24 protein-coding genes and 1 tRNA gene are annotated in these 26,808 nt (G+C 44.3%); 13 read left to right on the top strand and 12 right to left on the bottom strand.

Features of this window, described 5'->3' with window-relative positions:
• Positions 1–13 precede the first annotated feature (13 nt).
• The 4 genes from pyrB to arcA all read right to left on the bottom strand — a co-directional run bounded on the left by pyrB (position 14) and on the right by arcA (position 3,606).
• Complete coding sequence (gene pyrB / locus R7Z50_RS19285) at positions 14–943, bottom strand: aspartate carbamoyltransferase (protein ID WP_005381085.1); 930 nt, start codon at positions 941–943, stop codon at positions 14–16.
• Between the two features lie 86 nt (positions 944–1,029).
• The gene (locus R7Z50_RS19280; RefSeq protein WP_005381084.1) at positions 1,030–1,125 is read right to left on the bottom strand and encodes a hypothetical protein; all 96 of its coding nucleotides are present in this window, start codon (positions 1,123–1,125) and stop codon (positions 1,030–1,032) included.
• A 99-nt stretch (positions 1,126–1,224) separates the two neighbouring features.
• Positions 1,225–2,229, bottom strand: a complete 1,005-nt coding sequence (locus R7Z50_RS19275; protein ID WP_064354319.1) for an ornithine carbamoyltransferase — start codon at positions 2,227–2,229, stop codon at positions 1,225–1,227.
• A 156-nt stretch (positions 2,230–2,385) separates the two neighbouring features.
• Positions 2,386–3,606, bottom strand: coding sequence for an arginine deiminase (gene arcA / locus R7Z50_RS19270; protein ID WP_005381082.1), 1,221 nt, complete (start codon positions 3,604–3,606; stop codon positions 2,386–2,388).
• 583 nt (positions 3,607–4,189) lie between these two features.
• Here arcA and rraB point away from each other — a divergent pair.
• Both rraB and R7Z50_RS19260 read left to right on the top strand, forming a co-directional pair.
• Positions 4,190–4,603 carry a ribonuclease E inhibitor RraB gene (rraB, locus tag R7Z50_RS19265; RefSeq protein ID WP_005381081.1) on the top strand — a complete coding sequence of 138 codons (414 nt, stop codon included), beginning with the start codon at positions 4,190–4,192 and terminating at the stop codon, positions 4,601–4,603.
• Positions 4,604–4,757: 154 nt separating this feature from the next.
• Positions 4,758–5,558: a glycosyl hydrolase 2 galactose-binding domain-containing protein gene (locus tag R7Z50_RS19260; protein WP_104975633.1), complete on the top strand. Its 801-nt coding sequence runs from the start codon at positions 4,758–4,760 to the stop codon at positions 5,556–5,558.
• 19 nt (positions 5,559–5,577) lie between these two features.
• Here R7Z50_RS19260 and R7Z50_RS19255 read toward each other — a convergent pair whose 3' ends face one another.
• From R7Z50_RS19255 to pepA, 5 genes are all read right to left on the bottom strand, one after another.
• On the bottom strand, positions 5,578–6,483 hold the full coding sequence (locus R7Z50_RS19255) for a bifunctional helix-turn-helix transcriptional regulator/GNAT family N-acetyltransferase (protein WP_154205012.1): 906 nt from the start codon (positions 6,481–6,483) through the stop codon (positions 5,578–5,580).
• Between the two features lie 115 nt (positions 6,484–6,598).
• The gene (locus tag R7Z50_RS19250; protein ID WP_005381078.1) at positions 6,599–7,003 is read right to left on the bottom strand and encodes a DUF2061 domain-containing protein; all 405 of its coding nucleotides are present in this window, start codon (positions 7,001–7,003) and stop codon (positions 6,599–6,601) included.
• Positions 7,004–7,205: 202 nt separating this feature from the next.
• Entirely contained in the window at positions 7,206–10,064 is a 2,859-nt protein-coding gene (locus R7Z50_RS19245; protein WP_154205013.1) for a valine--tRNA ligase, read from the bottom strand.
• A 96-nt stretch (positions 10,065–10,160) separates the two neighbouring features.
• A complete protein-coding gene (locus tag R7Z50_RS19240; RefSeq protein WP_031777270.1) occupies positions 10,161–10,610 on the bottom strand; it encodes a DNA polymerase III subunit chi in 450 nt (149 codons plus the stop codon).
• 115 nt (positions 10,611–10,725) lie between these two features.
• Positions 10,726–12,234, bottom strand: coding sequence for a leucyl aminopeptidase (gene pepA / locus R7Z50_RS19235; RefSeq protein WP_005381073.1), 1,509 nt, complete (start codon positions 12,232–12,234; stop codon positions 10,726–10,728).
• A gap of 200 nt (positions 12,235–12,434) precedes the next feature.
• On the opposite strand from pepA, the gene lptF reads away from it, so the two are divergent.
• Both lptF and lptG read left to right on the top strand, forming a co-directional pair.
• Positions 12,435–13,535, top strand: a complete 1,101-nt coding sequence (lptF, locus tag R7Z50_RS19230; RefSeq protein WP_005381072.1) for an LPS export ABC transporter permease LptF — start codon at positions 12,435–12,437, stop codon at positions 13,533–13,535.
• A gap of 3 nt (positions 13,536–13,538) precedes the next feature.
• Positions 13,539–14,609, top strand: coding sequence for an LPS export ABC transporter permease LptG (gene lptG / locus R7Z50_RS19225; RefSeq protein ID WP_005381071.1), 1,071 nt, complete (start codon positions 13,539–13,541; stop codon positions 14,607–14,609).
• Between the two features lie 87 nt (positions 14,610–14,696).
• On the opposite strand, the gene R7Z50_RS19220 is transcribed toward lptG, so the two are convergent.
• Both R7Z50_RS19220 and R7Z50_RS19215 read right to left on the bottom strand, forming a co-directional pair.
• Positions 14,697–15,176, bottom strand: a complete 480-nt coding sequence (locus R7Z50_RS19220; RefSeq protein WP_206970995.1) for an RDD family protein — start codon at positions 15,174–15,176, stop codon at positions 14,697–14,699.
• Between the two features lie 184 nt (positions 15,177–15,360).
• Positions 15,361–16,629, bottom strand: coding sequence for a DUF2254 domain-containing protein (locus tag R7Z50_RS19215; RefSeq protein WP_017636178.1), 1,269 nt, complete (start codon positions 16,627–16,629; stop codon positions 15,361–15,363).
• A 227-nt stretch (positions 16,630–16,856) separates the two neighbouring features.
• Here R7Z50_RS19215 and R7Z50_RS19210 point away from each other — a divergent pair, with 227 nt between their 5' ends.
• Together R7Z50_RS19210 and R7Z50_RS19205 are read left to right on the top strand one after the other, a co-directional pair.
• Positions 16,857–17,522 (top strand): SDR family NAD(P)-dependent oxidoreductase, encoded by a 666-nt coding sequence (locus R7Z50_RS19210; RefSeq protein WP_064368783.1) that lies wholly within the window; start codon positions 16,857–16,859, stop codon positions 17,520–17,522.
• Positions 17,523–17,712: 190 nt separating this feature from the next.
• Positions 17,713–17,797: transfer RNA gene (locus R7Z50_RS19205), tRNA-Leu, on the top strand.
• A gap of 246 nt (positions 17,798–18,043) precedes the next feature.
• On the opposite strand, the gene R7Z50_RS19200 is transcribed toward R7Z50_RS19205, so the two are convergent.
• Entirely contained in the window at positions 18,044–19,327 is a 1,284-nt protein-coding gene (locus R7Z50_RS19200) for a carbohydrate-binding protein (RefSeq protein WP_005381066.1), read from the bottom strand.
• A 247-nt stretch (positions 19,328–19,574) separates the two neighbouring features.
• Here R7Z50_RS19200 and R7Z50_RS19195 point away from each other — a divergent pair, with 247 nt between their 5' ends.
• The 7 genes from R7Z50_RS19195 to R7Z50_RS19165 all read left to right on the top strand — a co-directional run bounded on the left by R7Z50_RS19195 (position 19,575) and on the right by R7Z50_RS19165 (position 26,261).
• Positions 19,575–19,880 carry a PTS sugar transporter subunit IIB gene (locus R7Z50_RS19195; protein ID WP_318149212.1) on the top strand — a complete coding sequence of 102 codons (306 nt, stop codon included), beginning with the start codon at positions 19,575–19,577 and terminating at the stop codon, positions 19,878–19,880.
• A gap of 87 nt (positions 19,881–19,967) precedes the next feature.
• On the top strand, positions 19,968–21,302 hold the full coding sequence (locus tag R7Z50_RS19190; protein WP_206971005.1) for a PTS sugar transporter subunit IIC: 1,335 nt from the start codon (positions 19,968–19,970) through the stop codon (positions 21,300–21,302).
• A 51-nt stretch (positions 21,303–21,353) separates the two neighbouring features.
• Positions 21,354–21,665 (top strand): PTS lactose/cellobiose transporter subunit IIA, encoded by a 312-nt coding sequence (locus R7Z50_RS19185; protein WP_031777269.1) that lies wholly within the window; start codon positions 21,354–21,356, stop codon positions 21,663–21,665.
• Positions 21,666–21,677: 12 nt separating this feature from the next.
• Positions 21,678–23,000: a 6-phospho-beta-glucosidase gene (locus tag R7Z50_RS19180; RefSeq protein WP_151514325.1), complete on the top strand. Its 1,323-nt coding sequence runs from the start codon at positions 21,678–21,680 to the stop codon at positions 22,998–23,000.
• An 18-nt stretch (positions 23,001–23,018) separates the two neighbouring features.
• On the top strand, positions 23,019–23,774 hold the full coding sequence (gene chbG, locus R7Z50_RS19175; protein WP_318149211.1) for a chitin disaccharide deacetylase: 756 nt from the start codon (positions 23,019–23,021) through the stop codon (positions 23,772–23,774).
• Positions 23,775–23,878: 104 nt separating this feature from the next.
• A complete protein-coding gene (locus R7Z50_RS19170; protein WP_005381031.1) occupies positions 23,879–24,877 on the top strand; it encodes a LacI family DNA-binding transcriptional regulator in 999 nt (332 codons plus the stop codon).
• A gap of 130 nt (positions 24,878–25,007) precedes the next feature.
• Complete coding sequence (locus tag R7Z50_RS19165; RefSeq protein ID WP_005381029.1) at positions 25,008–26,261, top strand: HD-GYP domain-containing protein; 1,254 nt, start codon at positions 25,008–25,010, stop codon at positions 26,259–26,261.
• The last annotated feature ends 547 nt before the right edge of the window (positions 26,262–26,808 follow it).

Genomic DNA, 26,808 nt, shown 5'->3' with positions numbered 1-26,808 from the left:
TTTTTCCCCTCGATTACAGTGTTTCGTTTAGAACAAGCGCCAGCAGTGCCTGGCGAGCATACACGCCATTTTGAGCTTGCTGGAAGAAGTAGGCATGAGGCGTTTTATCAACATCAGTTGTGATTTCATCCACACGTGGTAGTGGGTGCAGTACTTTCAAGTTCTCGCGCGCGCCTTCTAGTAGTGCTGCCGTTAGGATGTAAGCCGACTTAATATGTGCGTACTCCGATTCGTCAAAACGTTCTTTCTGTACGCGTGTCATGTACAGAATATCCAGTTCAGGAATCACACTTTCCATGTCTGTGTGTAGGCTATATTGAATGCCAGCTTCGTCTAGTTCTTCGCAGATGTAATCTGGCATTGCCAGCGCATCTGGTGCAACAAAGAAGAAGCGGATGTTGTTAAACTTTGCTAAGGCTTGAGTCAGTGAGTGCACTGTGCGGCCATATTTTAGGTCACCTACGAATGCGACGTTCAGGTTGTCTAGACGCCCTTGTGTTTCCGCGATGGTGTATAGGTCGAGTAGCGTTTGAGTTGGGTGTTGGTTTGCACCGTCGCCCGCGTTGATCACTGGCACGCCATTTGAAAATTCAGAGGCCAAGCGAGCGGCGCCTTCTTGTGGATGACGCATCACAAAGGCATCGACGTAAGAAGAGATGACTTGTACTGAATCTGCGAGTGTTTCGCCTTTTTTCGCCAGAGAGGTATTACCATCATTATCAAAGCCAATCACGTCACCACCAATGCGCTGAATCGCTGTTTCAAACGATAAACGTGTACGTGTTGATGGTTCAAAGAAACAACTTGCAACGACTTTGTTTTTAATCAGTTCTGGTCGAGGTGCTTTTTTAAGGCTACCTGCTGTTTCTACGATAAGTTCCAGTTCTTCGCGTGAAAGCTCTGGAATAGAGATGATGTGCTTCTGGTAAAGCGAGTTCGCCATGATCTTCTTCCCTATAACATTGATGACTACATCCAAATAACCGAAAGGAATTTTGGACATAAAAAAACCTCCCCAATGGGGAGGTTTTAAAATTCAATAGAATTAACGAAAATAACACCACGTAAGCGTAGTCGCTTAGCGAGAGCAAATCGCGTTTTTACGTCAGCAATCAGCGTGGTCATTTCTTAATCCTCAGACAAATTGCCGAGCATTATACGCTTAACTTTCGTGAGCGCAAGCGATTACATCATGGTTTTTATCGGCTGTTTTTGCGCACTGGTTTAGCTTCCTAGCGTCGCAACCATCACGGCTTTGATGGTATGCATACGGTTTTCAGCTTCGTCGAATACGATGGAGTATTCCGATTCAAATACCTCTTCTGTTACTTCAAGGCCTTTCATACCGTATTTTTCAGCGACTTCTTTGCCGACGGTGGTTTCATCATTGTGGAAAGCTGGAAGGCAGTGCATGAATTTCACATGTGGATTACCCGTTTGCTTAATCACGTCCATATTGATTTGATAAGGTGTCATTAACGCTACACGTTCATCCCATGCCTCGGCAGACTCACCCATAGACACCCAAACGTCGGTGTATAGGAAGTCACAACCTTTCACACCTTCCTCAACGCTTTCTGTTAACGTGATTTTTGCTCCGGTTTGTTGCGCGATAGTTTGACAAGTTGCCACGAGCTGTTCTTCAGGCCAGAACGCTTTTGGCGCGACAAGGCGAATATCCATGCCCATTTTCGCTGCGCCCACCATAAGTGAGTTACCCATGTTGTTGCGTGCATCACCTAGGTAAGCGAAGGTTATTTCATGTAGCTGTTTACCACGGCCGTGCTCTTGCATGGTCAGGAAGTCAGCAAGGATCTGGGTTGGGTGGAACTCATCCGTTAAACCATTCCACACTGGAACACCAGCATAAGTACCAAGCTCTTCAACAATGGATTGGCCAAAGCCTCGGTATTCAATCCCGTCGTACATACGACCAAGAACACGAGCGGTGTCTTTCATCGATTCCTTATGACCGATCTGCGAGCCAGAAGGGCCGATGTAAGAGACTTGAGCACCTTGGTCAAAGGCAGCGACTTCAAACGCACATCGGGTACGAGTCGAAGATTTCTCAAAGATTAGTGCGATGTTTTTACCTTGAAGTGTCTTCTGCTCTGTTCCTGCATATTTAGCTTTTTTCAGCTCTGCAGACAGTTCGAGCAAAAACTGGATTTCTTTGGTTGAGAAGTCCAATAGCTTCAAAAAGTTGCGGTTACGTAAATTGAAAGCCATAGCTCGTCCCTTAGTACATGTGATTAGATTAATAGAATTCATTAAAACATATAAATGCTTTTATTGTGAATAATTATTTTTCATTAAAGCTAAAAAAGGTTGATGTATTCACATCAACCTTAGTTTTGATTCACCTAATGTAAAGGGACGAGTAAGTTATATATCGTCTCGTTCTATTGGACAGCTCATACAGCGAGCGCCACCGCGACCACGACCAAGCTCGTTACCAGGTACTGTCAGTACTTTGATGCCAGCTTTATCGTATTTTTCGTTGGTGTATACGTTACGTTCGTAACCAATTACTACGCCCGGTTTTACAGTTAGAACGTTATTGGCATCATTCCATTGTTCGCGTTCCGCTTCATAGCTGTCGCCACCAGTGGTGATGATTTTCAGCTGATCTAAGCCAAGAGCGGACTCAATCGCGTGCAGATAGTTATGTGAGGCTTCAACATGCATTTCACCGTTGCCTTTTGGTGTTAAGCGCCATGTGTCGAGATCTTTGCGCATGATCTCAGGGTAGACAGAGAAAGTATCTACATCCATATGGGTCATCACGGTGTCTAAATGCATACATGAGCGGTGTTTAGGCAGATCAATTGCAATCACTTCGGTCGCTTGGCCTGCTTTAAATAGGCTTGCTGCAAGGTTCTCTACACCTTGTGCAGTCGTACGCTCAGACATACCGATAAGAACTGCACCTTTACCAATAACCAACACATCACCGCCTTCGACATTCGCATTATCATAATGCAGATCATCGTCACCGAAGTATTTGATAAAATCTTGGCCAGCAAAAATTGGGTGCCAACGATAAATCGCACGTAAGTGGTTTGTTTCACGTTGGCGTGCAGGCATCATCATCGGGTTAAGAGAAACGCCGCCATAAACCCAGCATGAGGTATCACGAGTAAAGAGGTGATTAGGCAGTGGCTCAATAACAAAGTCGAGAGGACGCTTCATTTTTGGCAGCATAGAAGATGAGGAGATCGGTAGCTCTGAGTAAGCTAAGCCACCTAAAAAGATGCAGGCAAGGTGTTCATCATCCATTTCTGAAAAGTATTGGCGTAGGTCTCGCGCAAAGGTTGGCCCGTAACGAAAGTCAGAAATCTGAGTGTTCAGCAGCCATTGTTTTGCTTCTGGAACGGCGAGGGTTTCGACCAGTAAATCGTGGAGGAGAAGCACTTCAACGTCTTGCTCGCGCAGCGTACGTGCGAATGCATCGTGCTCTTCACCTGCCGCTTCTACAGCAAGAACGTCATCAAATAGCAACTCATGACAGTTTGACGGAGTTAAGTGGGTTAGGGCGCGTTCAGGGCGATTTAATAGAACTCGTCGAAGTTGACCAACTTCTGATCCAACGTACAGCTTGCTCATTTTGTATCCTTACAAATTTTCCAGCCATTAGTTATGACAAGCTTCCTAGAAAGATGCAAGTTATCAAGCTTTGTTTATATTCTGGTTTTTCTGGTTTTGTGAGTTTTTTATTTTTATTTTGATTCTTATTAAATTTATTATTAGATATAAATGCTATTTCGCTAAAATTAGAGTGCGTGCGTTTTTATTCTAATTTTCCCGTTGAGAAAGAATACACGCACAGTGCATAAAACGTGCATTTTTATTCTAAATTATGCATTATTAAAGTGAATTTATTCGTTATGCTTCTTCGTTTTACACGTGAGTGTATTCAAGAAAGCATCATAAACACGCATAGAAAGAGAAAATAACCACATTAAGTGTCAATTAGGATGTTCTGAATATTAAAAAATGCCATTCTTTGTTAATTTTTTGTTTCTTTGTGTGGTCGGTTTAATATTTAGATTCAAATAACCGATAAGAATCGCAGTGGTATGATGTTTGTTTGTGGCTTTTCATCGCAATCCATGCCATATTTCACCGGATCAGCATACTCAGTATCGGGTATTGTGTTTCCATCAAGTAACTAATCTGGAGCCAAAACATGTCTCACGAAGATGAATATCTATCAGTAGAAGAATTAATTGAGATTCAAAAGGAAGAGACTCGCGATATCATTGCAGCATTGCTAGAAGATGGCAGCGATCCAGATTCGCTATACGAAATTGAGCACCACCTGTTTGCCGAAGATTTTGACACGCTAGAAAAAGCGGTAGTTGAAGCATTCAAGATGGGCTTTGAAGTTCTTGAAGCAGAAGAAACTGAAGATGAAGATGGTAACAAGTTGCTTTGCTGTGATGCGACTATGGAGTCCGCACTAGACGCAGAAGCGATTGATGCGCAAGTTGAAAAATTGATTCACTTGGCAGAAAAATACGACATCATCTATGACGGTTGGGGTACGTACTACGAAGGCGAAGATGCGCTTTACCCTGAAGAAGATGAAGACGACGAGTAATCAAAGCTCACTACTTTTGGAAAAACCAGCGTTTAACGCTGGTTTTTTTATACCTTGAAAAACTGACGAATGTGGAGGCGATAAATAATTCACATTGAGTTTATAGGGGATTTCTCCCTATAATGCGTGAAAATTGATCTAGCTCAAGGTGTATATGCAACTCTCACTCGCCGGTTTATGGCAAGTCTCTCCACTGACGGACCTTTCTATCCCACAGGATGACATTACTTTCCCTGCTCCTTTGAGTCAGGTATTGCCAGCTGAACTGACAGAAGAAGCAATTCGTCAGCAAGAGTGGCACCTGATGCATGACATTGAAGTGGACGAATCCATGATGGCATTCCCAGCGGTAGAAATGGTGTTGGGTGGTGTGGATTACCATGCAGAAGTGCGTTTGAACGGAGTAGCATTGTTTGACTGTGACGGTTCTCAAAATGTCTACAAGAAAGACATTCGCCCGTTCATGCAGATGGGGCGCAACCGCTTTGAAATCTTGTTCTTAGAGGAAGAAGAAGATCTTCTGTTGGATGAGGATAAACCGGAGTTGTGTTCACTTGCAGATCATGAATACCAAAAGAGTGACGAGCGCTTAGGGGTATGGCAAGAGCCGTATCTGCAGTTTATTCGCAATGTGCGTTTGGACCGCGTGGCTACCGAACAGATTTGGCACCACGGTGGTGGTTGTGAGTTTAAGGTGGATTTGTACTACCAAACTTTTGCGCCGGGTTTAGTATCGGCATCGGTTAAGTTCAATGGCATGACTTACCATATTCCTATTGATGTCCGAGCGGAGCATGCGAGCGCTTTATTCCAGATCGAAGCGCCAAAGTATGCCGATCTTACTGATCCTGATCCAAGTGATCTCTACCAGTTGTCTGTTGAGTTGGATGGGCAGCACCAAAACTTCACTGTTGCCTTGAGTCAGGAGCTTTGTGTTACCCATGTTGTGCTTTAACGTCTAATAATATTATCTATTACAGCATCTTAAGCATTACGACTTCACATGCATCATGCCCTGTTTGTCCAAGCGGGGCATCGAGATGCTCAAAGCCTAGCTTTTCATACAAGCTTACCGCTTCTCTCAGACATTCAGTTGTCTCTAAATAGCACTGCTGATACCCAAATTGTTTCGCCAATTGTAAGCTCAATGCGACGATGCGTTTGGCTAAACCGTGTCCTCGTGTTTGAGGTAAGAAGTACATCTTTTGTAGTTCACACACATTTGGCTCGCCCGCTAAAGGGGCAAAGCCACCGCCACCAATGATCTCTCCGCGATGTTCAATGACCCAATAGGCGGCCCCGCATTGATTGTAAACCGAATACATATCATCAAGCGTTGGATCGGCCACACCATAACCTTTGTCTGCGGTTAAGCCGTATTCTGCAGAGACTTTACGAATCACATCTGCGACTTGCGGGTTGTCTGCTTTAGTAAGAGGTCGAAGAACGTATTCCTCAGACTGACACACTTTTGTTAGCCCTTTTAGGTAAGTCTCTAGACCAAGTTTGAGTTGCTCTTGCTCGCTGTCATCGAGTTGGGTAAGCAGTTGTTCAAAGAAGTGGTTTTGCTGTTGGTCCAGTTGTGATAACGCCTGTTGGCCTTGCTCTGTAATCGCTACGAGTTGACTACGTTTGTCTTTTGGGTTTTCGATGCTCTCGACCAAACCTAATTTAATCAAACCAGTAACGGTTCGGCTCGCGTTGGACTTGTCGACATTAAGCTGCTGTGCCAGCTGATTGATGGTCAATGGCTGCAATTGGATTTCACCCAATGCGTGCGCTTGCACTGGAGTGAGAGCGACATCGCCGCATTGTTTATCAAGCATACCAAGCAATCGGACGGCTTGACGGGAGTAGTGTCGAAGTTGACGAGCGTTCATTATCACTTACCTCTAAAAATAAAGTTGCGCACCGCAATTAAATTAATTGCGGTGCGCAACCTTGTCAATGGTAAATGTCATTTTTCTCGTTAGGAGACGTAGTGAGCCTCCATGTTTAAGCGTGGTGATGTAAACAAAACTGCGGTGCTGGAGCTTTTTCTGATGATTTACGCATCCATACTTTCTCGTGGAAGTAGTAAGCCACCGTGTTCAAACTCGGCTCTAGCATCGCCATTACGCCGCCGACGAATGCATCACCTGTTAGTAAGTAAACCACGGTAAAAGCGACGCTGAAGTGCACGGTCGCAAAGCTTGCGGTTTTTAATTTGGTCATCCACTGACGAGCTTTAAGTGCTGGGACTTTTGCCCATGCCTTTTCATGAAAGTAGAAGGCTACGGTGTTCACTGAAGGCTCAATCATGGCAATTAAACTACCAATTAGAATGTCGCCTGTGAGTACGTAAGCGACACTAAATGCGATAGTAAAATGCAGTGCTGCGAAAGTTAGTGTCTTTTTCATGATAATTACTCAATCGTGTTTGTTTCGATGAGTTTATTATCGATAATAATTCTCATTAATGCTAATGGGTAATGAGTATTGTTGTGATAGGGGGAAGCTATTGATGATGGTTTTGGTGAAATGTATACAAAAAAGGTTGGCCATGATGACCAACCTTTTGAACCAAAAGTGAGAAGTGTTAATTCTTCTCTTTCACTGAGGCTTAAAGCGCAGCGATCGTTGTCTTCTGCTCTTCTAGCTTAGCTAGTGTCTCTTTGTAGCCTTCAAGCTTCTCACGCTCTTTAGCAACAACTGCTTCAGGTGCTTTCGCTACGAAGCCTTCGTTACCTAGTTTGCCTTCGATACGCTTGATTTCGCCGTGAGTCTTCTTGATTTCGCCATCTAGACGAGCAAGCTCAGCATCTTTGTCGATCAGACCTGCCATTGGGATCATCAACTCAGACTTACCAACCAGTGCTGTCGCACATGCAGGAGTTTGTTCGCCAGTTTCAAGCACGCGTACTGCTTCTAGCTTCGCTAGTGACATCAGTACTTGCTTGCTTGCTTCTAGACGAGAGGCATCTTCTGCATTTGCTGCTTTCAGCATAACGTCAAGCGGCTTACCAGGGTTGATGTCGTATTCAGCACGTAGGTTACGGATGCTGGTAATAAACGCTTTCACCCATTCAATGTCGTCTAGCGCTTCTTGGTTGAAGTTTGCTTCGTCGAATTGAGGCAGTGCTTGCAGCATGATTGTCTCGCCTTCTACACCTTCAACTAATGGCTTGATGCTTTGCCAGATAGTTTCAGTGATGTAAGGAATCACTGGGTGAGCTAGACGTAGAGTCTTCTCAAGAACCGTGATTAATGTACGACGAGTACCACGCTGTTGTGCTTCAGTACCTTTCCATAGAACTGGCTTAGTAAGCTCTAGGTACCAGTCACAGAATTGGTTCCAGATGAATTCGTAAAGCGTGTTCGCAGCCATATCTAGACGGAAGTTGTCGATATGGTTGTTAAACGCTTTCGCTGCGAGTTCAAACTGAGACTCGATCCACTTGTCTGCTAGTGAGTATTCAATCTCACCACCGTTGAAGCCACAATCTTGCTCTTCTGTGTTCATCATTACGTAACGGCTTGCGTTCCATAGTTTGTTACAGAAGTTACGGTAACCCTCAAGACGTTTCATATCCCAGTTGATATCACGACCTGTTGATGCCATTGCTGCAAGAGTGAAACGCAGTGCGTCTGTACCGTATGCTTCGATACCGTTTTCAAACGTCTTACGAGTGTTCTTCTCGATCTTCTTCGCTAGTTGAGGCTGCATCATGTTGCCACAACGCTTCTCTACGAGAGACTCTAGGTCGATACCATCAATCATGTCGATTGGGTCAAGTACGTTACCTTTCGACTTGGACATCTTGTCGCCGTTTTCGTCACGGATTAGACCAGTAACGTAAACCGTTTTAAATGGTACTTGTGGATTGCCGTTTTCGTCTTTCACGAAGTGCATGGTCATCATGATCATGCGCGCAACCCAGAAGAAGATGATGTCGAAACCAGTTACTAGAACGTCTGAAGGGTGGAATACTTTCAGGTCGTCAGTTTGCTCTGGCCAACCTTGAGTACCGAACGTCCATAGTGCAGAAGAGAACCACGTATCCAGTACGTCTTCGTCTTGGTGCAGTTCAATGACTGACTCTAGGTTGTTGTTCTTACGAACTTCTTCTTCAGTGCGACCTACGTAAACATTACCTTGGTTGTCGTACCAAGCTGGGATGCGGTGACCCCACCATAGCTGACGAGAGATACACCAGTCTTGAACGTCACGCATCCAAGAGAAGTACATGTTTTCGTATTGCTTAGGAACGAATTGGATGTCGCCGTTTTCTACTGCTTCAACTGCGGTTTTCGCTAGAGGCGCAGTACGTACGTACCATTGGTCAGTTAGCATTGGTTCGATAACCACGCCACCACGGTCGCCGTAAGGAACTTGTAGATCGTGATCTTTCACTTCTTCAAGTAGACCTAGCTCGTCGAATTCAGCAACGATAGCTTTACGAGCGGCAAAACGCTCCATACCGTGGTATTTAGCGGGTAGCTCAGTGTTGTAAGCTTCGCTTGCTTCGCCGTTAGTGTTGAATACTTCTGCTGAGTCGCGGATGTTCGCGTCGAAAGTCAGAATGTTGATCATTGGTAGCTGGTGGCGCTTACCTACTTCGTAGTCGTTGAAGTCGTGCGCAGGTGTGATTTTCACACAGCCAGTACCTTTTTCCATATCTGCGTGCTCATCGCCCACGATTGGGATGCGACGATCAACGATAGGAAGGATGATTTCTTTACCGATAAGATCTTTGTAACGTGGATCTTCTGGGTTAACTGCAACACCCGTATCGCCTAGCACGGTCTCTGGACGAGTCGTTGCAACAACGATGTAGTCTTTGCCATCCGCTGTTTTAGCGCCATCTGCTAGTGGGTAGCGGAAGTGCCACATGTGGCCTTTAGTGTCTTTGTTCTCTACTTCTAGATCTGAAATCGCTGTGTGTAGCTTTGGATCCCAGTTAACTAGACGCTTACCGCGGTAGATTAGATCGTCTTCGTATAGACGTACGAAGACTTCTTGAACGGCGTTAGATAGACCATCGTCCATCGTGAAGCGTTCACGATCCCAGTCTACAGATGCGCCAAGACGACGAAGCTGCTTAGTGATAGTGCCGCCAGATTCGCCTTTCCATTCCCAGATTTTGTCGATGAAAGCTTCACGACCGTAATCGTGTTTTGTTTTGCCTTCTTCTGCAGCGATCTTACGCTCAACAACCATCTGAGTTGCGATACCAGCGTGGTCAGTACCTACTTGCCAAAGGGTGTTTTTACCCTTCATACGTTCACAACGGATAAGCGTATCCATGATCGTATCTTGGAACGCGTGGCCCATGTGTAGGCTACCAGTGACGTTCGGTGGCGGGATCATGATGCTGTATGATTCTTTAGTAGTGTCACCGTGTGGCTTAAAGTAGCCTTTCTCTTCCCAAGTCTGATACAGAGCTTGTTCGATTGAAGTTGGGTTGTATGTCTTTTCCATAGCGCTCTTTTAATGGATACGTTGATGGTTGAATCTTAGTCAATCTTTATAAGTGAGGGATCTTAACAAGATCGCCTTAACTATAAGGATTGACCGTTAAGGATATTGAATTTCGATCGTTTGCAGCTGGTAACCTGCTTGACGGTAAATTTTATATCTTTCTCTTGCGAGTTGTTTAGCTTTTTCTTCGCAGGGCACGAAGTCTACCACTTGAGCAAACTTGTTCGCAAAGGTTGTCTCATTTTCCGCCAAATTAATTACCAGCTGACGGTTCCAATTAGGTTTTACACCTTCATGGCCGATTTCAATATTGGTGGCGTATTTCGGTCCCTCGCCTACGAGGTTATGTGCCATGAACTTGTCTGCATCAACTTGCCAAAAGGCTTCAGCGAGCTGCTCGGCGTGTGGTTTGTCTTGGCAGTTTAAATACACTTTAGCGCCTTGGCGAGCAAAGTGCTGAGCCAAAAACACGATGTATTCTTCAAAGCCAGCCACCGTTGCTTGCGGGCTCTCTTCGTTAATGATGTAGAAGGTTGCAGTTTGCATCATTCTCTCACTTGCCTTGGGTCTCTTCCTAAGACCATCTTAAGTCCCACTTTCATTTTAGAAAATTAGGATAATAAAAAAGGGCCTTGCGGCCCTTTTAGATTCTGTTCAGAAATTACTCTTCTGTCTCTTGGCCGCTGCGGTTCAAAAGGAATTGGACAAGCATTGAGACAGGACGGCCCGTTGAGCCTTTCGCTGCGCCTGATTTCCACGCGGTACCTGCGATATCGACGTGTGCCCAGTTATACTTCTTCGCGAACTTAGATAAGAAGCAACCCGCAGTAATTGTGCCACCAGGGCGACCACCAATGTTTGCCATATCCGCAAACGGGCTCTTCAACTGTTCGTGGTACTCGTCTGCCATTGGTAGACGCCATGCACGGTCACTCGCTTGCTCAGAAGCGTTTACTAGCTCATGAGAAAGAGGGTTGTGGTTAGAGATTACACCGCTGATATGGTGGCCTAGTGCGATAACACAAGCACCAGTTAGCGTTGCAACGTCAACCACGCAGTCTGGTTCGAAACGCTCTACGTAAGTCAGTGCGTCACAAAGAACAAGACGGCCTTCAGCATCCGTGTTCAGAACTTCTACAGTTTGACCAGACATGGTCGTTAGGATGTCACCTGGACGGTAAGCGTTGCTGCCAGGCATGTTTTCACAGCCCGCTAGAACACCAATAACGTTGATTGGTAGGTTTAGCTTCGCTAGCGCTTTCATTGTACCGAATACCGATGCCGCACCACACATGTCGTACTTCATCTCATCCATACCTTCGCCCGGCTTTAGAGAGATACCGCCTGAGTCGAAGGTTAGACCTTTACCTACGAGCACAATCGGTTTTGCATCTGAGTCAGGGTTACCTTTGTACTCGATGATAGACATCATAGATTCGTTTTTAGAACCACGGCCTACTGCTAGGTAAGAGGTCATACCCAGTTTTTCCATCTCTTGCTCACCAATAATTTTGGTGGTTACGGTTTCGTAATCGTCCGCTAGACGACGAGCTTGAGAAGCAAGGTAAGCTGGATTAGCTACGTTTGGCGGCATGTTGCCAAGGTCTTTTGAGGCTTTGACACCTGATGCGATAGCAAGACCATGAGTGATTGCTTTTTCACCCAAGTTCAATTCACGACGCGTTGGTACGTTGAAAACAAGCTTGCGCAGTGGGCGGCGAGTCTCAGGTTTCACGCTCTTGAATTGATTAAATGTGTATAGACCATCTTTAGTCGCTTCTACAGCCTGGCGCACTTTCCAGTATGTATCACGACCCTTAACATGCAGTTCAGTTAGGAAACATACCGCTTCCATTGAGCCTGTCTCGTTAAGTGTGCTGATCGTCTTTTGAATGATTTCCTTGTACTGGCGCTCGCCAAGTTCACGCTCTTTGCCGCAACCGACAAGTAAAACGCGCTCTGACAAAACACCTGGTACTTGATGCAGTAGCAGCATCTGACCAGGTTTACCCTCTAGATCACCACGGCGAAGTAGTGAACTGATGTAACCGTCACTGATTTTATCAAGTTGTTCGGCTACTGGAGAAAGGCGACGTGGTTCAAACACACCAACAACGATACATGCGCTACGTTGTTTCTCTGGACTGCCACTTTTTACACTGAACTCCATGCGTACTCCTACATCCTGAAGACAAATTGCTCTAAATGTTAGATAATGATCGCTTACTTGTTGAATTTTAGCTCCAGGCTTACATGCAGAGCTGATTAAGCGACTAACATCTAGTTTATAATTTTTAAAAAAATAAATGGTTCAACGGGAAACTATAGTGATTCGACCAAAAAAACAAGTTTTGTATAGGTAATTTCAGCGTGATTATTGTTAGATATTTGATCCGCGAAACACTCAAGAGCCAATTTGCGATTTTTTTCGTACTTTTTTTGGTGTTTGTAAGCCAGAAATTCATAAGTGTTCTTGCTGATGCTTCTGATGGGGATATTCCTGCTGGATTGATTTTCTCGATTGTTGGTTTGAACATGCCAGCAATGGGTCTGTTAATGCTGCCTTTAAGTCTGTATATCGGCATATTGATCACATTTGGTCGTCTGTATGCAGAGAGCGAAATTGTCGTAATGAACGCGACAGGTATTGGTAATAAATTCTTGGTTCAAGCGGCCTTATACCTAGCGTTGATTACTTCAGCGGTGGCGGCTTTCAATGCGTTGTGGCTATCGCCGTGGTCTCAAGACCGCGTTGAGCAGCTTTATGAGCAGGTAGCGTCAGAAAACAGCGTTGACCTACTTAAAAAAGGTCAGTTCCAAGGTACACCAGACGGTTCATCGGTTGTGTTCATCGATGACATTAAAGACAATACCTTGAGCAACGTTTTTGTTGCGCAGATGCGCCCTCGAGATTCGGTGTTACCGAGTGTGATGTTCTCATCTTCTGGTGAAGTAAAAGAGCTTTCGGACGGTCGTCAGATCATCACTATGAAAGAAGGTACGCGTTATGAAGGTGTGCCTACTCGCGTTGAATATATGATCACGAAATTCGATGAATACGAAGGTGTTATCGGCCAACGTGAGGTCAAAAAGAAAGGGCGAGACTGGGAAGCATACCCAACGGTTGACTTGATAGGTCACCCAGATCCAGAGGCGCAAGCGGAGCTACAATGGCGAATTTCGTTATTTGTGTGTATTCCACTCTTAACGATGCTCGTTATTCCTTTGTCTGCGGTGAATCCGCGTCAGGGACGGTTTGCCAAAATGGGGCCTGCGATTCTGATCTATCTAGCGTATTTCTTGGCGATCAGTGCAACCAAATCTGCATTAGAAGATGGTGATATCCCGGCTGCTATTGGTATGTGGCCAATCAATGCGATGTTGCTGATTGTTGCTATCATGGCGAATATGATGGACAGCGTTGCTGCTAGACGAATAAAAGACAAATTCCGCAAGAAGAGGCTCGCGTAAGCTGTGTTCAAAATCTTAGACCTTTACATCGGTAGAACCATCATCTCTACCACTGCCTTGGTTTTAGCGACGTTTGTTGGCTTATCGGGCATCATCAAATATGTAGAACAGCTACGTAAAGTAGGGCGAGGTGTGTACGACCTCACTCATGCGTTGTACTTTGTGTTACTCAGTGTGCCGCGTGATATCGAAATGTTCTTTCCAATGGCGGCATTACTCGGTGCCCTGATCGGCTTAGGTATGTTGGCTTCAAGCTCTGAGCTGGTGGTGATGCAAGCTGCTGGTTTCTCTAAGCTGGATATCGGGTTATCGGTACTAAAAACGGCCGTCCCGCTCATGATTGTCGTTATGGCGTTAGGTCAATGGGGCGCTCCTGAGGCCCAGAAGATGGCCCGTGACTTACGTGCGTTTGCGATATCAGGTGGTAGCATTGTGTCTGTGCGCTCAGGTGTGTGGGCTCGTGACGCAAACGACTTTATCTTTATAGGTAAAGTCGAAGACGACAAGCTTTATGCTTTAAATATGTGGCGTTTTGATGATGATAAGAATCTACAAAAAGTTATTTTCGCCGAAGAAGTCGACTACCAACAAGATAACAACTGGCTGATGCGCTACGTACAAATTACGGACATGGAAAATGAAAACGTAATTTCGAAGCAAGACATCGAACAGATGGAGTGGCACACCTCTTTGGCACCAGATAAGCTAGCCGTGGTGACCGTGAAGCCAGAAGAACTGTCACTGAGCGGTTTGTATGATTATGTTACTTACCTAAAAGCATCGGAACAAGATGCATCTCGCTATGAGTTGGCGTTTTGGCGTAAGTTGACTCAGCCGCTTTCAATTGCTGTGATGATGTTAATGGCGCTATCTTTTGTTTTCGGTCCACTCAGAAGCGTGACCATGGGGGCAAGGGTGTTGTCGGGCGTGGTTGCCGGGTTTACTTTTTACATATCCAGTGAGTTCTTTGGCCCATTAAGCTTGGTGTATGGCATATCCCCAGTGTTTGGTGCTTTGGCCCCGAGTTTGGTGTTCTTAGCTATTGCGATTGCACTGCTACGAAGAAAGCTATAACTGAAGCATCATCGAATAAACCATGTTTCATCGGACTAAATGTAAAAGGAAGGCATTATGCCTTCCTTTTTTGTATTCCCGGATAAGTTAGTTTGCCTTAGGCAACACAACAACCTCTGTTTTTGCCCAAATGTCGTGGAAACCACGTTTCTTGGGATCAATCGGCACAGTCAGGTTTGCCAAACCAAAGCCAGATGTCGAAATACGAATCAGAGCTTGAGTTACCGTAATTGGTGCTCCGTCTTTGGCATTGCGAACTCGAAGCTTCCAAGCGCGCATCCCAAGAGTTTGTCCTGCTCGCGTCCAGAAGAACACAAAGAAATATATCCACACACCCGCAAGATAAAATGTAAATAGAGGGCTCAATACAGGGTGCTTTCCGAGCATATCTGCGGCATCTGCGTACTCGCCATAGCTCAACAATCCTGCTGCATTTAGTGCAAACACAACGGCCATAACAATACCTGCGGCCATCATTTCAATTGCGATAATAATCAATGTGTCGTAAATCAACGCTGCAAGTCGACGAAAGAGACCAGCAGGTGGAAGAGTTGTAGACGTTGTCATTATTCCATCACTTACCTTAAAAATTGTGCGTCAGAATATAGATTCCCTCACCAAGAGAAAAGAGACCTAACGCACAGAGTCTTTAATTGTGTATAAACTAAGTGACTTTTCTGCCCTACGTTATCAGCACATGTCATGATACACGAGGCCGTGCAGCAATATGTTTCAACTGAATTCGATTCTCTTAACCATTGGCTCTTTGGTCTGTGACCAGATTAGATAGCTGAGAGAGTTGGTGTTTCTCATCTTCGGTATAATGTTGGCTTAACGAAAGCTCTAAAGCTTTTTCTGACAGCTTGATTGCTGGTGACAAAAATAACTTAGGGTGCATACTAGAGAGAGCTAGCAAGGCCTTTTGTAGGCGAATCTGTATTTGGAGTTGCGCTGCACCATCGTGTGCTATCGGCAAAAAGACATCATCAAACAAATCCTGGCAGCTCAATGCGGGCACAAATAGTCTAGGATATCGAGTTTTGGTAGGAGGCTCACTGAGTAGGTCTCCCCATAATGAAAGTGCTCGTACAGAACGCCCAAGAACGTCAATTGCGGTGCCATTATCATTTACAGCCGGAGATAGTGCTCGTGAGGCGATTTCCGCCATAACGACTAAACCAAAGCGAGGGTCCTGATCATATGAACGCTCCGTTCGAATCGTGAAGGCTGCCGTTACTTCGCTTTCGTCTGGCAATTCTCCACAAACCCAAGCCAATGGTTGACCTACGTACACAAAACTTCCCGGTTGTCGCTCAAGGTAGATGGTGCATTGGTTTGCTTCAGCAATACTATCGAGATGATGCATATCAACATGCTGTAAGTAGCCAATTTCTTGGCTCAAAATAGGTTTACTTCCTCTGGGTTTATGTTCTGGGTGGCTCCACGGGTGAGCACCTAGCCAACGCTCTTTGCCCCGTTTTCTTATCGCATCTAACAAGGCTTGCTCCACGTATGAAGTGGTTTCACTGACCCTTCCTAGTACGGAAAGGTGCTGAATCCAACGTAGCAGAGTGAGTATGATCATCACGATTACGGCGATAGTCACGATGAACAGATAAATTTGTGCTTGTTGATGATAGGCCCCAATACCTAGCGCGATAATTCCTACCAAACTAAATAGAAAAGAGCCAAGAAAGGTTGCTAAGGCATTTTGTGTTGTGCTGTCTTCCATCAACAGTTTTGTCGCTCGCGGCGTTACCCCTGCACTAGCGGCACTGTACGCTGAGACCATAATATTGAGAGAGAATGTAGTCACTGCAAGCATGGAGGTTGCGAGGATATTTAATATGTTGTTCAACAAATCCTTGCTGACGTTGATGGCAGGGGGCAGAGTAATGAACTGGTTTAAAACAATCGACATTAAGGCGGTAGCAACAGCTAGTAATGCGTAGAGTGACGTCCGGACCCACAGTTTTCGTGTCATCTGTTTCAGTAACCACTGCCATTTTGACCCAGTCATTCTTTGCTCCTATTCAGTTCTCACTAGAAAGTCGATAGAAAATTCAGAAAGTTATTCTTGCTTAAGCATAGGTTAAATGCCCGTCGTTCTGCTTGATATTTCATGCATCACGAAAGTAAGAAAGCTGCTTGCTTCAAAGAATGGTGCTCTTGAGGTGTGAATTACCACGATTCTGTTACCTTAATTGATAGATGAATTAAAAGTATGTGATTGAAAAGAGGTAGCGCATGATTGTAATTACAGGTGCAAGTAGCGGTTTAGGGGCGGAACTAGCAAAGCGTTATGATGCGGAAGGCAAAGAGACGTATGTAATAGGAAGAAATACAGAAAAACTATCCGCACTAGCAAAACAACTCTCTCATAACGTTGGTTATCAAGCTTGCAACCTCTCATCGCACCAAAATGTGAAACAGCTCTTTGATGGGGTGAAACAGTCCCCTGAAATGGTCATTCATAGTGCGGGAAGTGGTTATTTTGGCTTACTGGAAGAGCAGGAGCCGGAAGAGATTCAAAAGTTGATTGATAACAACCTGAATTCTGCGATTCATGTGTTAAGAGAGTTAGTAAAACGTTACAAAGATCATCCAATAAAAGTGGTCATGATCATGTCTACAGCCGCGCAACAACCTAAAGCGCAAGAGTCTACGTATTGTGCAGTGAAATGGGCCGTCAAAGGATTAATTGAGTCGGTTCGTTTGGAGCTAAAAGGAAAACCTATGAAAATCATCGCGGTTTATCCTGGTGGAATGGATACGGAATTCTGGAAAACAAGCGGCAATACGATGGACACGAGTCACTTCATGCAAGCAGAAGATGCCGCAGAGATGCTCCATAATGCGTTGTCGAGCATTGGGAATGGTTATGTTTCTGATATTACAGTGAATAGAACTTAAAAAGAGTTTCGTATACTCATTTTCATCTGGAAGAGTAGTAGAAAATGGAGCGTACGTTTCTTATGAGTACAGCTTTGTCACACTTTGTGGCGAAATTATCAGCAAACGATAGTTATTTAAGGTATTTCTGCTTGCGCAGGTCAAAAGCTTACGTATAATGCCAACCATCAAAGGGCAATAGCCCAAAGATGCCGGTGTGGTGAAATTGGTATACACGACGGATTCAAAATCCGTTGCCTTCGGGCGTGGCGGTTCAAGTCCGCCCACCGGTACCATACATAGAAAGGTCGCTTTTATAGCGGCCTTTCGTCGTTTTAGGTGCTCGTAAATATCAAAAGGAAGTTAGCGTTGCCTTCGCGGTGGCGGCAGGGATGCCAGTCCAATCAACTCCGTCCACCGGTACCATATTTTAAGACAGAGCCTCGATGAAAGTCGGGGCTTTGTTGTATCTGGATCTTCAAAACAAAAAAGCGCGAGGGGTATGCCTCGCGCAAACTACTCATGGTGATAGTAGGAACAGCCTATAGAGCTGTGAACAAGGTATTTTGAGTGTTCGGAGTCCAGTCTGCTTGGGACACGTGCGGTACATCAACTAGATAACGCAAACCTTGATAAGTCACCACATCACCTTGTTTATAGGAAACATTCTGAGTCCAGTTAGTGGCTGGGTCTGCATTTGTCCAAAGGCTAGAGGTTGGAGACGGTGCCCAATCTTGTTGCGCAGTATGGTTTGTTACAGCCTGGTATACAGTACCTAGGTGTAAGACGTAATCGCCAGCGTCGTAGTTATGACCAACTTGCCAGTTCGGTGTGTAGTTATCCATTGTGTCGAAGTCATAACCCGCTTGTTTTGCTAACTGTATAAACTTAGCGAGCTTAGGTAGGTTTTGCGTTGCACCCATGCCACGCTTACCATCTTCAAATAGGAACTCGTGAGTTAATACGATAACTTTATCGGCGTGTAAAGGTGTACCACATGGGAACTCTTGAGCTTTGGAGTTGATCGGGTTAATCGTTGTTGGTGCACAAGTGTTTAACGCGGAATCCACATATCCAAGAAATGCTTCTGCTTCTGTAAGGCTGTTTGCTGGCATTTCAATGCCCCAATTTTCGGGTGCCCAGTCCACATCCCAACCGTGAGTTTGATAGCCGTTATTCGCTAGGATATTTTGAACCTCGATAGCTGCTTTTACACTGTTGGATGGGTTGGATGTATCGCATACATATCCTGGTTCCCAAGGTTTCAGGTCATCAGACGTGGCACATAACCCATCTGCTTTGAAGTCTTTCGTCACGCGCCAACCGTTGGTGTAGGGCAGTCTAGCAAACTCTGTTGCCTTGTAGTTCGGGTAGCTTGTAATGTTCGGCAAATACTTTGCTAACACAGATAAGTTTTCCGTAAACATTGAGGCATCGTAAACAGGGTCTTGATACGAGTTAAGCTGGTGGTCCCCGGTCGCATTACACTCCGCAGCACTGTTCGGTCCAAATTCATCCACGCAGTTGTGCACCATGTGATCGTAACTGTGGTTCGCAACAATATGACCAGTGTCTAATGCGAGCTTTAAGGCTTCTAGGGAACGGTCTTCATTCTCATCACCAATTCCATCTAAATGCCAAGCATTAAAGTAAAACGTCGCTTTGATATCTTCCTGGTTAAGTACTTGAATAACGTCAATAGATGCATTGATTGGTCCATCATCAAACGTTAGATAAATTGTGCCTTTAGAGTCGGTTTGAGCAAATGAGTGTTGTGATAGTGCGGCACTTACAAGCGTTGCAATAGCCAATTTATTAAATTTCATTCTCTATTCCTTTTAAGAAATTAATAACGACGTTGTCAGTAGTAAAATATTGATAATTTGAAAATTAATGTGATGTTTTAAATTATTTTATAACTTTTATCCTAGACCTAAATAATTACAAAAAAATAGGTGGTATTTTCTAAATTGGGATTGTGTTCACGAATAATGCAACCGGTTGCGCTTTTTTGTCTTGGTTATTTTTGCTACAGTTTTTGCAGGTTGAAATTTACACAACGGGAGTAAGGCTATGAAAAAGATCCTTTTATGCTGTAGCGCAGGGATGTCAACCAGTATGCTTGTTAAGAAAATGGAGCAAGCTGCTGAAAATAAAAGAATTGAATGCAAAATTGATGCGATGTCAGTGAATGCATTTGAAGATGCAATTAAAGAGTACGATGTTTGTCTTCTCGGGCCTCAAGTACGTTTTCAGCTAGAAGAGCTAAGAAAAACGGCGCAAGAGCATGGTAAAAACATTGACGCGATTTCTCATCAGCATTATGGAATGATGAAGGGAGAGGAAGTACTAGAGCAAGCATTAGAATTAATTAACTAAACCATAGTTTTAAATTAAAAAGATAACTGTACATCAAATATAAATATTTGATGCGGGATTCTTTTGCCTAAAATAAGGATGGATTCTATGAAGCTTTATGACGCAATTATAGGCGCAGTCGAAAAGCATATAGCCCCTATAGCAGCTAAAGTGGGGAATCAGCCCCATGTTCGCGCAATGAGAGACGGTTTTATTGTCGCAATGCCGTTTATTATTGTCGGTAGTTTCATTTTGATTTTTGCATTCCCCCCATTTGCCGAAGATACAACCTTTACTTTTGGTCGAATTTGGCTCGATTTCGCCACTACACATTTTGATACCATAATGATGCCCTACAACATGTCGATGGGGATCATGACCATTTTTGTTTCGCTGGGCGTTGCTTATAGTTTAGCGAAGGCTTACAAGATGGATGGGATCACGAGTGCTGTATTGTCACTAATGTCTTTTTTACTCATTGCGGCCCCAGCTAAAGATGGCGCGTTGTCTATGTCTCACATGGGCGGAACCGGGATCTTCACCGCAGTGATGTGTGCATTTTTCTCGGTGGAGCTCTACCGTTTTATGAAAAAGCACAATATTACGATTCGCATGCCAGAGCAGGTGCCACCGGCGATTGCGCGATCATTTGAAGTATTGCTACCAGTCTTAGCGATATTCACTACCTTATATCCACTTAGCCTTTTCGTACAAACCCAGTACGACATGCTGATTCCAGACGCTGTTATGGCTATCTTTAAACCTCTAATTAGTGCGTCTAACTCATTGCCTGCCATTATTGGCGCTTTATTGCTTTGCCAGCTGCTTTGGTTTGCGGGTATTCATGGTGCTGCAATTGTTGTTGGACTGCTTTCTCCAATCTTTTTGACCAACATTGGTGCCAACATTGAAGCCTTTGTTGCAGGTGAACCGATTCCAAACGTATTTACTCAACCGTTCTGGGATTTTTACATCTTTATTGGCGGCTCTGGTGCAACACTTGCTCTTGTTATGCTGATGTCGTTTAGCCGTTCTGTTCACCTTAAGAGCATTGGTCGAATGAGTGCGGTGCCTGGCTTTTTCCAAATCAACGAACCAGTGATCTTCGGTAGCCCAGTTGTGATGAACCCGACCTTGTTTATCCCGTTCGTCTTCGCTCCAGTCATCAACGCTACGATTGCGTATTTTGCTGTGCATGTCGGCTTTGTGGGTATGGGTGTCGCTACAACACCTTGGACAACACCGGCACTGATAGGTGCTTCGTGGGGGAGCGGTTGGACCTTTGCGCCAGTATTGCTCGTCATTGGTTTATTGGTTCTTGATCTAATCATCTACTTCCCATTCTTCAAAATGTTTGAGAAGCAAATGTTGGAGCAAGAACTACCAACGACGAAGGAAACTAAAGGTGACACGCAGCCGTCAGGCGAAGGCGTTACTGCTTAACTGTGCTTAATGGGCCGCAATTACCGCGGCCCGATTTTCGGAGAGAAAATGATGGAACAAGAATTGGTTGTGATGGAGATCATTTGCAATGCTGGTGAAGCCAGAAGTTTAAGCTACGAGGCATTGCGTTTATCTCGAGAACAAGATTTTGAAGCGGCTGACGAGAAGCTCTCTCAAGCAAGAGAGTGCATTAATAAAGCCCACTTAATACAGACTCAGCTTATTGAAGAAGATCAGGGAGAAGGGAAAGTCCCGATGACGTTAGTGATGGTGCATGCTCAAGATCACCTGATGACTACGATTTTGGCTCAAGAGATGGCTGTAGAAATCGTCGCACTGAACAAAAAAATCTCGAACAAGTAAAGGGGGATGAAAATGTCTAGAGAGGCGATCAAACTTGCCATTATTGGCGGTGGTAGTAGCTATACCCCGGAATTGGTTGAAGGGGTTATTAAGCGCTTAGAATATTTACCCGTTAAGAAAATCCATTTTGTGGACATTGAGTCAGGAGCTGAGAAGCTTGAGATCATCAAAGGATTGGCTCAGCGAATGGTCGATAAAGCCGGAGCAAAAATTGAGATAAAAGCCGGTTTCGATCGCCGTGCTGCGATAAAAGATGCGGATTTTGTGATGACGCAGTTTCGTGTTGGTGGCCTTGCTGCACGCGCTAACGATGAGCGAATCCCAATCAAGTACGACGTCATCGGCCAAGAAACAACGGGCCCTGGTGGTTTTGCTAAAGCACTGCGAACCATTCCGGTCATTCTTGATATCTGTAAAGACATTGAAGAGTTGGCTCCAAACGCATGGATGCTCAATTTCACCAACCCAGCGGGTTTAGTTTCCGAAGCGGTCAGTAAGTACACCAAAGTAAAGAGTATTGGTTTATGCAATGTGCCCGTTTCAATGGAAATGATGATTGCAGAAATGATGGAGTGCGAGCCAAAAGAGCTACAACTTGAGTTTGCTGGGTTAAACCATCTCGTGTGGGTACACAAAGCATGGCTCAATGGGGAAGATATTACTCAAACGGTATTAGAGAAAGTCGGTGATGGTGCCAACTTCAGTATGAAGAATATCTGGGAAGAGCCGTGGGATCCTGCATTTCTAAAAGCACTGGGGGCGATACCATGTCCTTATCATCGCTACTTCTACCAAACTGATGCCATGCTTGCTGAAGAGAAACAAAGTGCCGATGAAAAAGGCACTCGTGCTGAGCAGGTAATGGAAACAGAAAATGCGCTATTTAAGCTCTATCAAGATCCTACCCTCGATCATAAGCCGAAAGAGTTAGAGGAGCGGGGTGGTGCTTATTATTCTGATGCATCACTGAACCTAGTTGATTCAATTTATAACAATCGTAATAGTATTCATGTTGTTAACGTTTTAAATAATGGAGCGATCAACGGCCTACCTGACGATGCTGTGATTGAATGTAGTGCGGTGATTGGTAGCTGGGGGGCGAAACCTCTTGCGGTTGGCGAGTTGTCAAACAATATCAAAGGATTACTCTATCAAGTTAAAGCGTATGAGCAGCTAACAATAGAAGCTGCTGTCGAAGGTAATTATGACAAGGCGCTTATGGCATTAACCAATAACCCATTGGTGCCTGACATTGGCCGCGCCAAGTCAATCCTGGATGATATCCTAGCGGTGAACGCTCCGTATTTACCTCAATTTAAACTAACGACGTTGTAGTACTAAGGAAGGACGCCAATGAAAGTCATTTTTAATGCTGATGATTTTGGTTTAACGAGAGGTGTAAATAGCGGCATCGTTAAAGCTCACCAGCAAGGTGTGGTTCATTCAACCACCATGATGGTGGGTATGGATGCTGAGCAACATGCCTTAGAACTAGCTCGCCATAATCCAGACTTGAAAATTGGCGTTCATCTTAGGTTTACAGCAGGTGTGCCTATAACGAAGCATCCTAACTTGACCAACGGCCGAGCGCACTTTATTAACTATGACGAACTTTGGAGTAAGCAGGACTTCGAAACTCAGGTCGTTTATGATGAAGCAAAAGCTCAGGTGGAACATTTTTTATCGCTTGGGTTAGAGCTAAGCCACTTAGATAGCCATCATCACGCGCATACTCACCCTCAAATTTTGCCCGTTATTAAAGAAGTAGCGAATGAATACCGAGTGCCACTGCGGGGCACTGGCTTGTGTCAAGAATCGATGACAATCAGGTATATCTTTACTGATGAGTTTTATGATCAAAAAGTGAGCTTGGATGGCTTAATGGCACATCTATTGAGCTTAAAAGCTGACTATGACTTGGTTGAGGTGATGTGCCACCCGGCAGAGGCCGATCAGGCGCTTATCTTAAAGAGTGGCTATGCGCTTCAGCGAGAGCTAGAGTTACAAGTTCTTACCTCTCCCATTTTAAAAGAACAGTTAGCTCATCATGGTATAACTGTCACGGATTACTCTGAGCTTGTTTCTACCAATCAAATGGTCGGTATATGATTAAAGGCTGCCAGCTTCGCCCCCTATAGCACCTTACGAATTGCTGGCAGCCGTTCTACACAAACGAATATTTAATAACAATTGCAGTTGGACCCAATAGCATTATGGCAAGGATTAAAGATGTAGCCGAACTCGCCGGTGTAAATCGCTCTACCGTTTCTCGAATTATTAATGGAGAGGGGAAATTTCGCGAGGAAACTCGAAAAAAAGTAGAGCAAGCTATGGCGCAATTGAATTATCGTCCCAGTGCAATTGCTCGTTCACTCGCAACCTCATCCAGTAATATGGTTGGGTTATTGGTGACTTACTATACGGGGGGCTTCTTTGGCGAGATGATGGAGCAGGTTCAGACCGAGCTGGATATTCATAAGAAGTTTTTGATTACAGCTCAAGGCCATCATTCTGCACAAGGTGAAAAAGAGGCAATTCAGCGTTTTAATGATTTACGTTGTGACGGCTATGTACTTCATAGTCGTTATTTGTCAGATGATGACTTACGTGAACTAGCTAAACAGCCAACACCTTTCGTTCTCCTGGATCGCTACGTGGAAGGAATAGAAGAGCGTTGTGTTACCTTTAACCATCATCATGCAAGCCGTATTGCCGTTGAGCACCTTTTAGCTGGTGGTCATCGAAAGATTGCTTGTATTGCCGGTCCATCCCAACGTCATAACAGTGTATTGAGAAAGCTTGGGTATATTGATGCAATGAAGGATGCTGGTATAGATATTGATGAAAGCTGGTGTGAAGAAGGGAATTATGGCCGGCAAAGTGGTTATGATGCAATGGCTGCAATTTTACAACGACACCCTGATGTGACGGCTGTCTTTTCGTGCAGTGAAGAAATGACGGTTGGCGCAATGCAGTACTTACACGAGCATAGTATTTCTGTACCAGAGCAAATCTCATTAACTAGCTTTGACAGTGTTGATCTTTGTGAAAGTCTTTACCCTACAGTATCAGCAGTGCACTTTCCTATCAGTGACATGGCCCGTGTAGCGGTACAAACGTTAATGGGGCTAGTCAAAGATCAAGAAGTAATAGACAAGCCAGTATTCGAGGCCAAGCTTAAAATACGCAAAGCAGATCGTTCCTTAAAGTAGCTTACTTCTATCTAATTAAGTGAGTCGCTTAGAAATAACGGTTTGATGTTTTGATAGTTACTGATGAATTTATTCACAAAATTTACTAGTATTCTAACTCTCTTAAGAAATATAAATCAGTAGTGAATAAGTGGCTGCCATTAAACTAACGGTCGATCGTATTCAACCCGGATTACATATCCGTCTTCCGCTAAAGTGGAACGATCACCCCTTTCTACTCAATAGCTTTAAGATTAAAGACCAAGAGCAAGTCGAGATGATCCGCCACCTCGGCGTAAAGTTCGTTTACTTTAATCCAGAGCAAAGCGATGCCGTTCCACTCCCTGTTGATCAAAGACAAGCTGACAGAGTAACAAATGAAGCGTCGTTAGATCATGAAACTCAAAAAATGTGGCAAGAAAAACAGAACCGCATAGAAAAGTTAAGTGCATACCGTCGACGCGTGATTCAGTGTGAAAAAGAGTTTGAGCGCTCTCTGGCACGTATGCGTTCAGTCATGACTAAAATCCGTAACCGTCCGACAGCAGCAGTTGATGAAGCAAAGCTTCTTATTGAAGATATCGTCGAGAAGTTAATGTGCGATGATAATGTTACGTTACATCTGATGAACGGAAAAAATGAGTTTGAAGATATTTATTTCCACTCATTGAACGTGGCTGTTATCTCGATGATGATTGGCCGTGCTAAAGGGTACTCAGCAGCACAGTTGAAAGAGCTTTCCTTCTCCGCACTATTCCATGATATCGGGAAAATAAAAATCCCGACTGCAATATTAAGAAAGCAACTACCTCTAACAGAGCCAGAAACCAACTACTTAAAGTTGCACACTAAATATGGCGTCGATCTTGCGAGTCAAATCGAGGCTTTTCCCGAAGTCGCGAGAATTGTGATCGCGCAGCACCATGAGCTAAGAGATGGGTCTGGTTATCCTAAAGGCCTGAAAGGAGATGAGATCAACGAGTTTGCTCAAATTATTGCTGTAGCCAATGCGTTTGATAACTTGTGTCATACACCGATAGTCTCAGATCAAAAGATTCCTTATACCGCACTCTCTCATTTATATAAGAACTGTAAACACCTATATAAAGAAGAGAACCTGAACATCCTAATTAAGTTTATGGGCGTGTTTCCTCCGGGTACCGTAGTTCAGCTTTCTAATAATATGGTCGGCCTGGTTATCTCAGTGAATGCATCGCATTTATTATTCCCGAATGTCTTGGTTTACGATCCATCAGTACCAAGGACGCAAGCGCCAATCATTGATCTTGCCTCAAAAGATATAAAGATAGTTAACGCGATTCATCCGTCAAAATTACCGGATAAAGTAAAAGAGTATCTAAATCCGCGTTCGCGTATTTCTTATTTCTTTGATAGTGATGAGTAGTTATCCACAGCTTTTTGTGGGTAAATTGTATAAATCCTGAGTGTTATTTCTGGGTAATTTTAGGGTTGGATGGAAAGTATCCATTTGGCATGTTTTTTTAGAAAAAATGCATTTTTAGTATTGCCAAAGAAAATCTTCTCCCTATAATGCGCATCCATCGACACGGCAGACGCCACAAGGCTTTAGCAGGGTCGAAGAGGTAAAAAGCTTCTACAAAAAATTAGTTTAAAAAAGTGTTTGACACTAACAACTAAATCGCTAGAATGCACCTCCGCTTTGAGAGAAAAACTTCTCGCAAAGCAAGCTCTTTAACAATATAGACCTATCAATCTGTGTGGGCACTCGTTGATGATAATCCAATTAGATACCTCGGTATCAAATTAGGTTTCAATGAAACGAAGTGACCATTTGAATTGGGAAGCAGCCTTGAGCTGTTTTGTTTTACTTTTTCAAAAGTAAAAACCAATAAGAGCACAGTCAATTCAAACATTACTTCTGCTATTTATTAGCGAAAGGAATGTTCAGTATTCATTGAGCCGAACAAAAT

Source organism: Vibrio sp. 1249-1 (genome assembly GCF_033340495.1).
This window is presented reverse-complemented; position numbering and strand designations above follow the sequence as displayed.

Excerpts from the sequence above, each read along its gene's own strand:
- pyrB (WP_005381085.1), bottom strand. The coding sequence starts at position 943 with ATGGCGAACTCGCTTTACCAGAAGCACATCATCTCTATTCCAGAGCTT.
- R7Z50_RS19280 (WP_005381084.1), bottom strand. The coding sequence starts at position 1,125 with ATGACCACGCTGATTGCTGACGTAAAAACGCGATTTGCTCTCGCTAAG.
- R7Z50_RS19275 (WP_064354319.1), bottom strand. The coding sequence starts at position 2,229 with ATGGCTTTCAATTTACGTAACCGCAACTTTTTGAAGCTATTGGACTTC.
- arcA (WP_005381082.1), bottom strand. The coding sequence starts at position 3,606 with ATGAGCAAGCTGTACGTTGGATCAGAAGTTGGTCAACTTCGACGAGTT.
- rraB (WP_005381081.1), top strand. The coding sequence starts at position 4,190 with ATGTCTCACGAAGATGAATATCTATCAGTAGAAGAATTAATTGAGATT.
- R7Z50_RS19260 (WP_104975633.1), top strand. The coding sequence starts at position 4,758 with ATGCAACTCTCACTCGCCGGTTTATGGCAAGTCTCTCCACTGACGGAC.
- R7Z50_RS19255 (WP_154205012.1), bottom strand. The coding sequence starts at position 6,483 with ATGAACGCTCGTCAACTTCGACACTACTCCCGTCAAGCCGTCCGATTG.
- R7Z50_RS19250 (WP_005381078.1), bottom strand. The coding sequence starts at position 7,003 with ATGAAAAAGACACTAACTTTCGCAGCACTGCATTTTACTATCGCATTT.
- R7Z50_RS19245 (WP_154205013.1), bottom strand. The coding sequence starts at position 10,064 with ATGGAAAAGACATACAACCCAACTTCAATCGAACAAGCTCTGTATCAG.
- R7Z50_RS19240 (WP_031777270.1), bottom strand. The coding sequence starts at position 10,610 with ATGCAAACTGCAACCTTCTACATCATTAACGAAGAGAGCCCGCAAGCA.
- pepA (WP_005381073.1), bottom strand. The coding sequence starts at position 12,234 with ATGGAGTTCAGTGTAAAAAGTGGCAGTCCAGAGAAACAACGTAGCGCA.
- R7Z50_RS19220 (WP_206970995.1), bottom strand. The coding sequence starts at position 15,176 with ATGACAACGTCTACAACTCTTCCACCTGCTGGTCTCTTTCGTCGACTT.
- R7Z50_RS19215 (WP_017636178.1), bottom strand. The coding sequence starts at position 16,629 with ATGACTGGGTCAAAATGGCAGTGGTTACTGAAACAGATGACACGAAAA.
- R7Z50_RS19210 (WP_064368783.1), top strand. The coding sequence starts at position 16,857 with ATGATTGTAATTACAGGTGCAAGTAGCGGTTTAGGGGCGGAACTAGCA.
- R7Z50_RS19200 (WP_005381066.1), bottom strand. The coding sequence starts at position 19,327 with ATGAAATTTAATAAATTGGCTATTGCAACGCTTGTAAGTGCCGCACTA.
- R7Z50_RS19195 (WP_318149212.1), top strand. The coding sequence starts at position 19,575 with ATGAAAAAGATCCTTTTATGCTGTAGCGCAGGGATGTCAACCAGTATG.
- R7Z50_RS19190 (WP_206971005.1), top strand. The coding sequence starts at position 19,968 with ATGAAGCTTTATGACGCAATTATAGGCGCAGTCGAAAAGCATATAGCC.
- R7Z50_RS19185 (WP_031777269.1), top strand. The coding sequence starts at position 21,354 with ATGGAACAAGAATTGGTTGTGATGGAGATCATTTGCAATGCTGGTGAA.
- R7Z50_RS19180 (WP_151514325.1), top strand. The coding sequence starts at position 21,678 with ATGTCTAGAGAGGCGATCAAACTTGCCATTATTGGCGGTGGTAGTAGC.
- chbG (WP_318149211.1), top strand. The coding sequence starts at position 23,019 with ATGAAAGTCATTTTTAATGCTGATGATTTTGGTTTAACGAGAGGTGTA.
- R7Z50_RS19170 (WP_005381031.1), top strand. The coding sequence starts at position 23,879 with ATGGCAAGGATTAAAGATGTAGCCGAACTCGCCGGTGTAAATCGCTCT.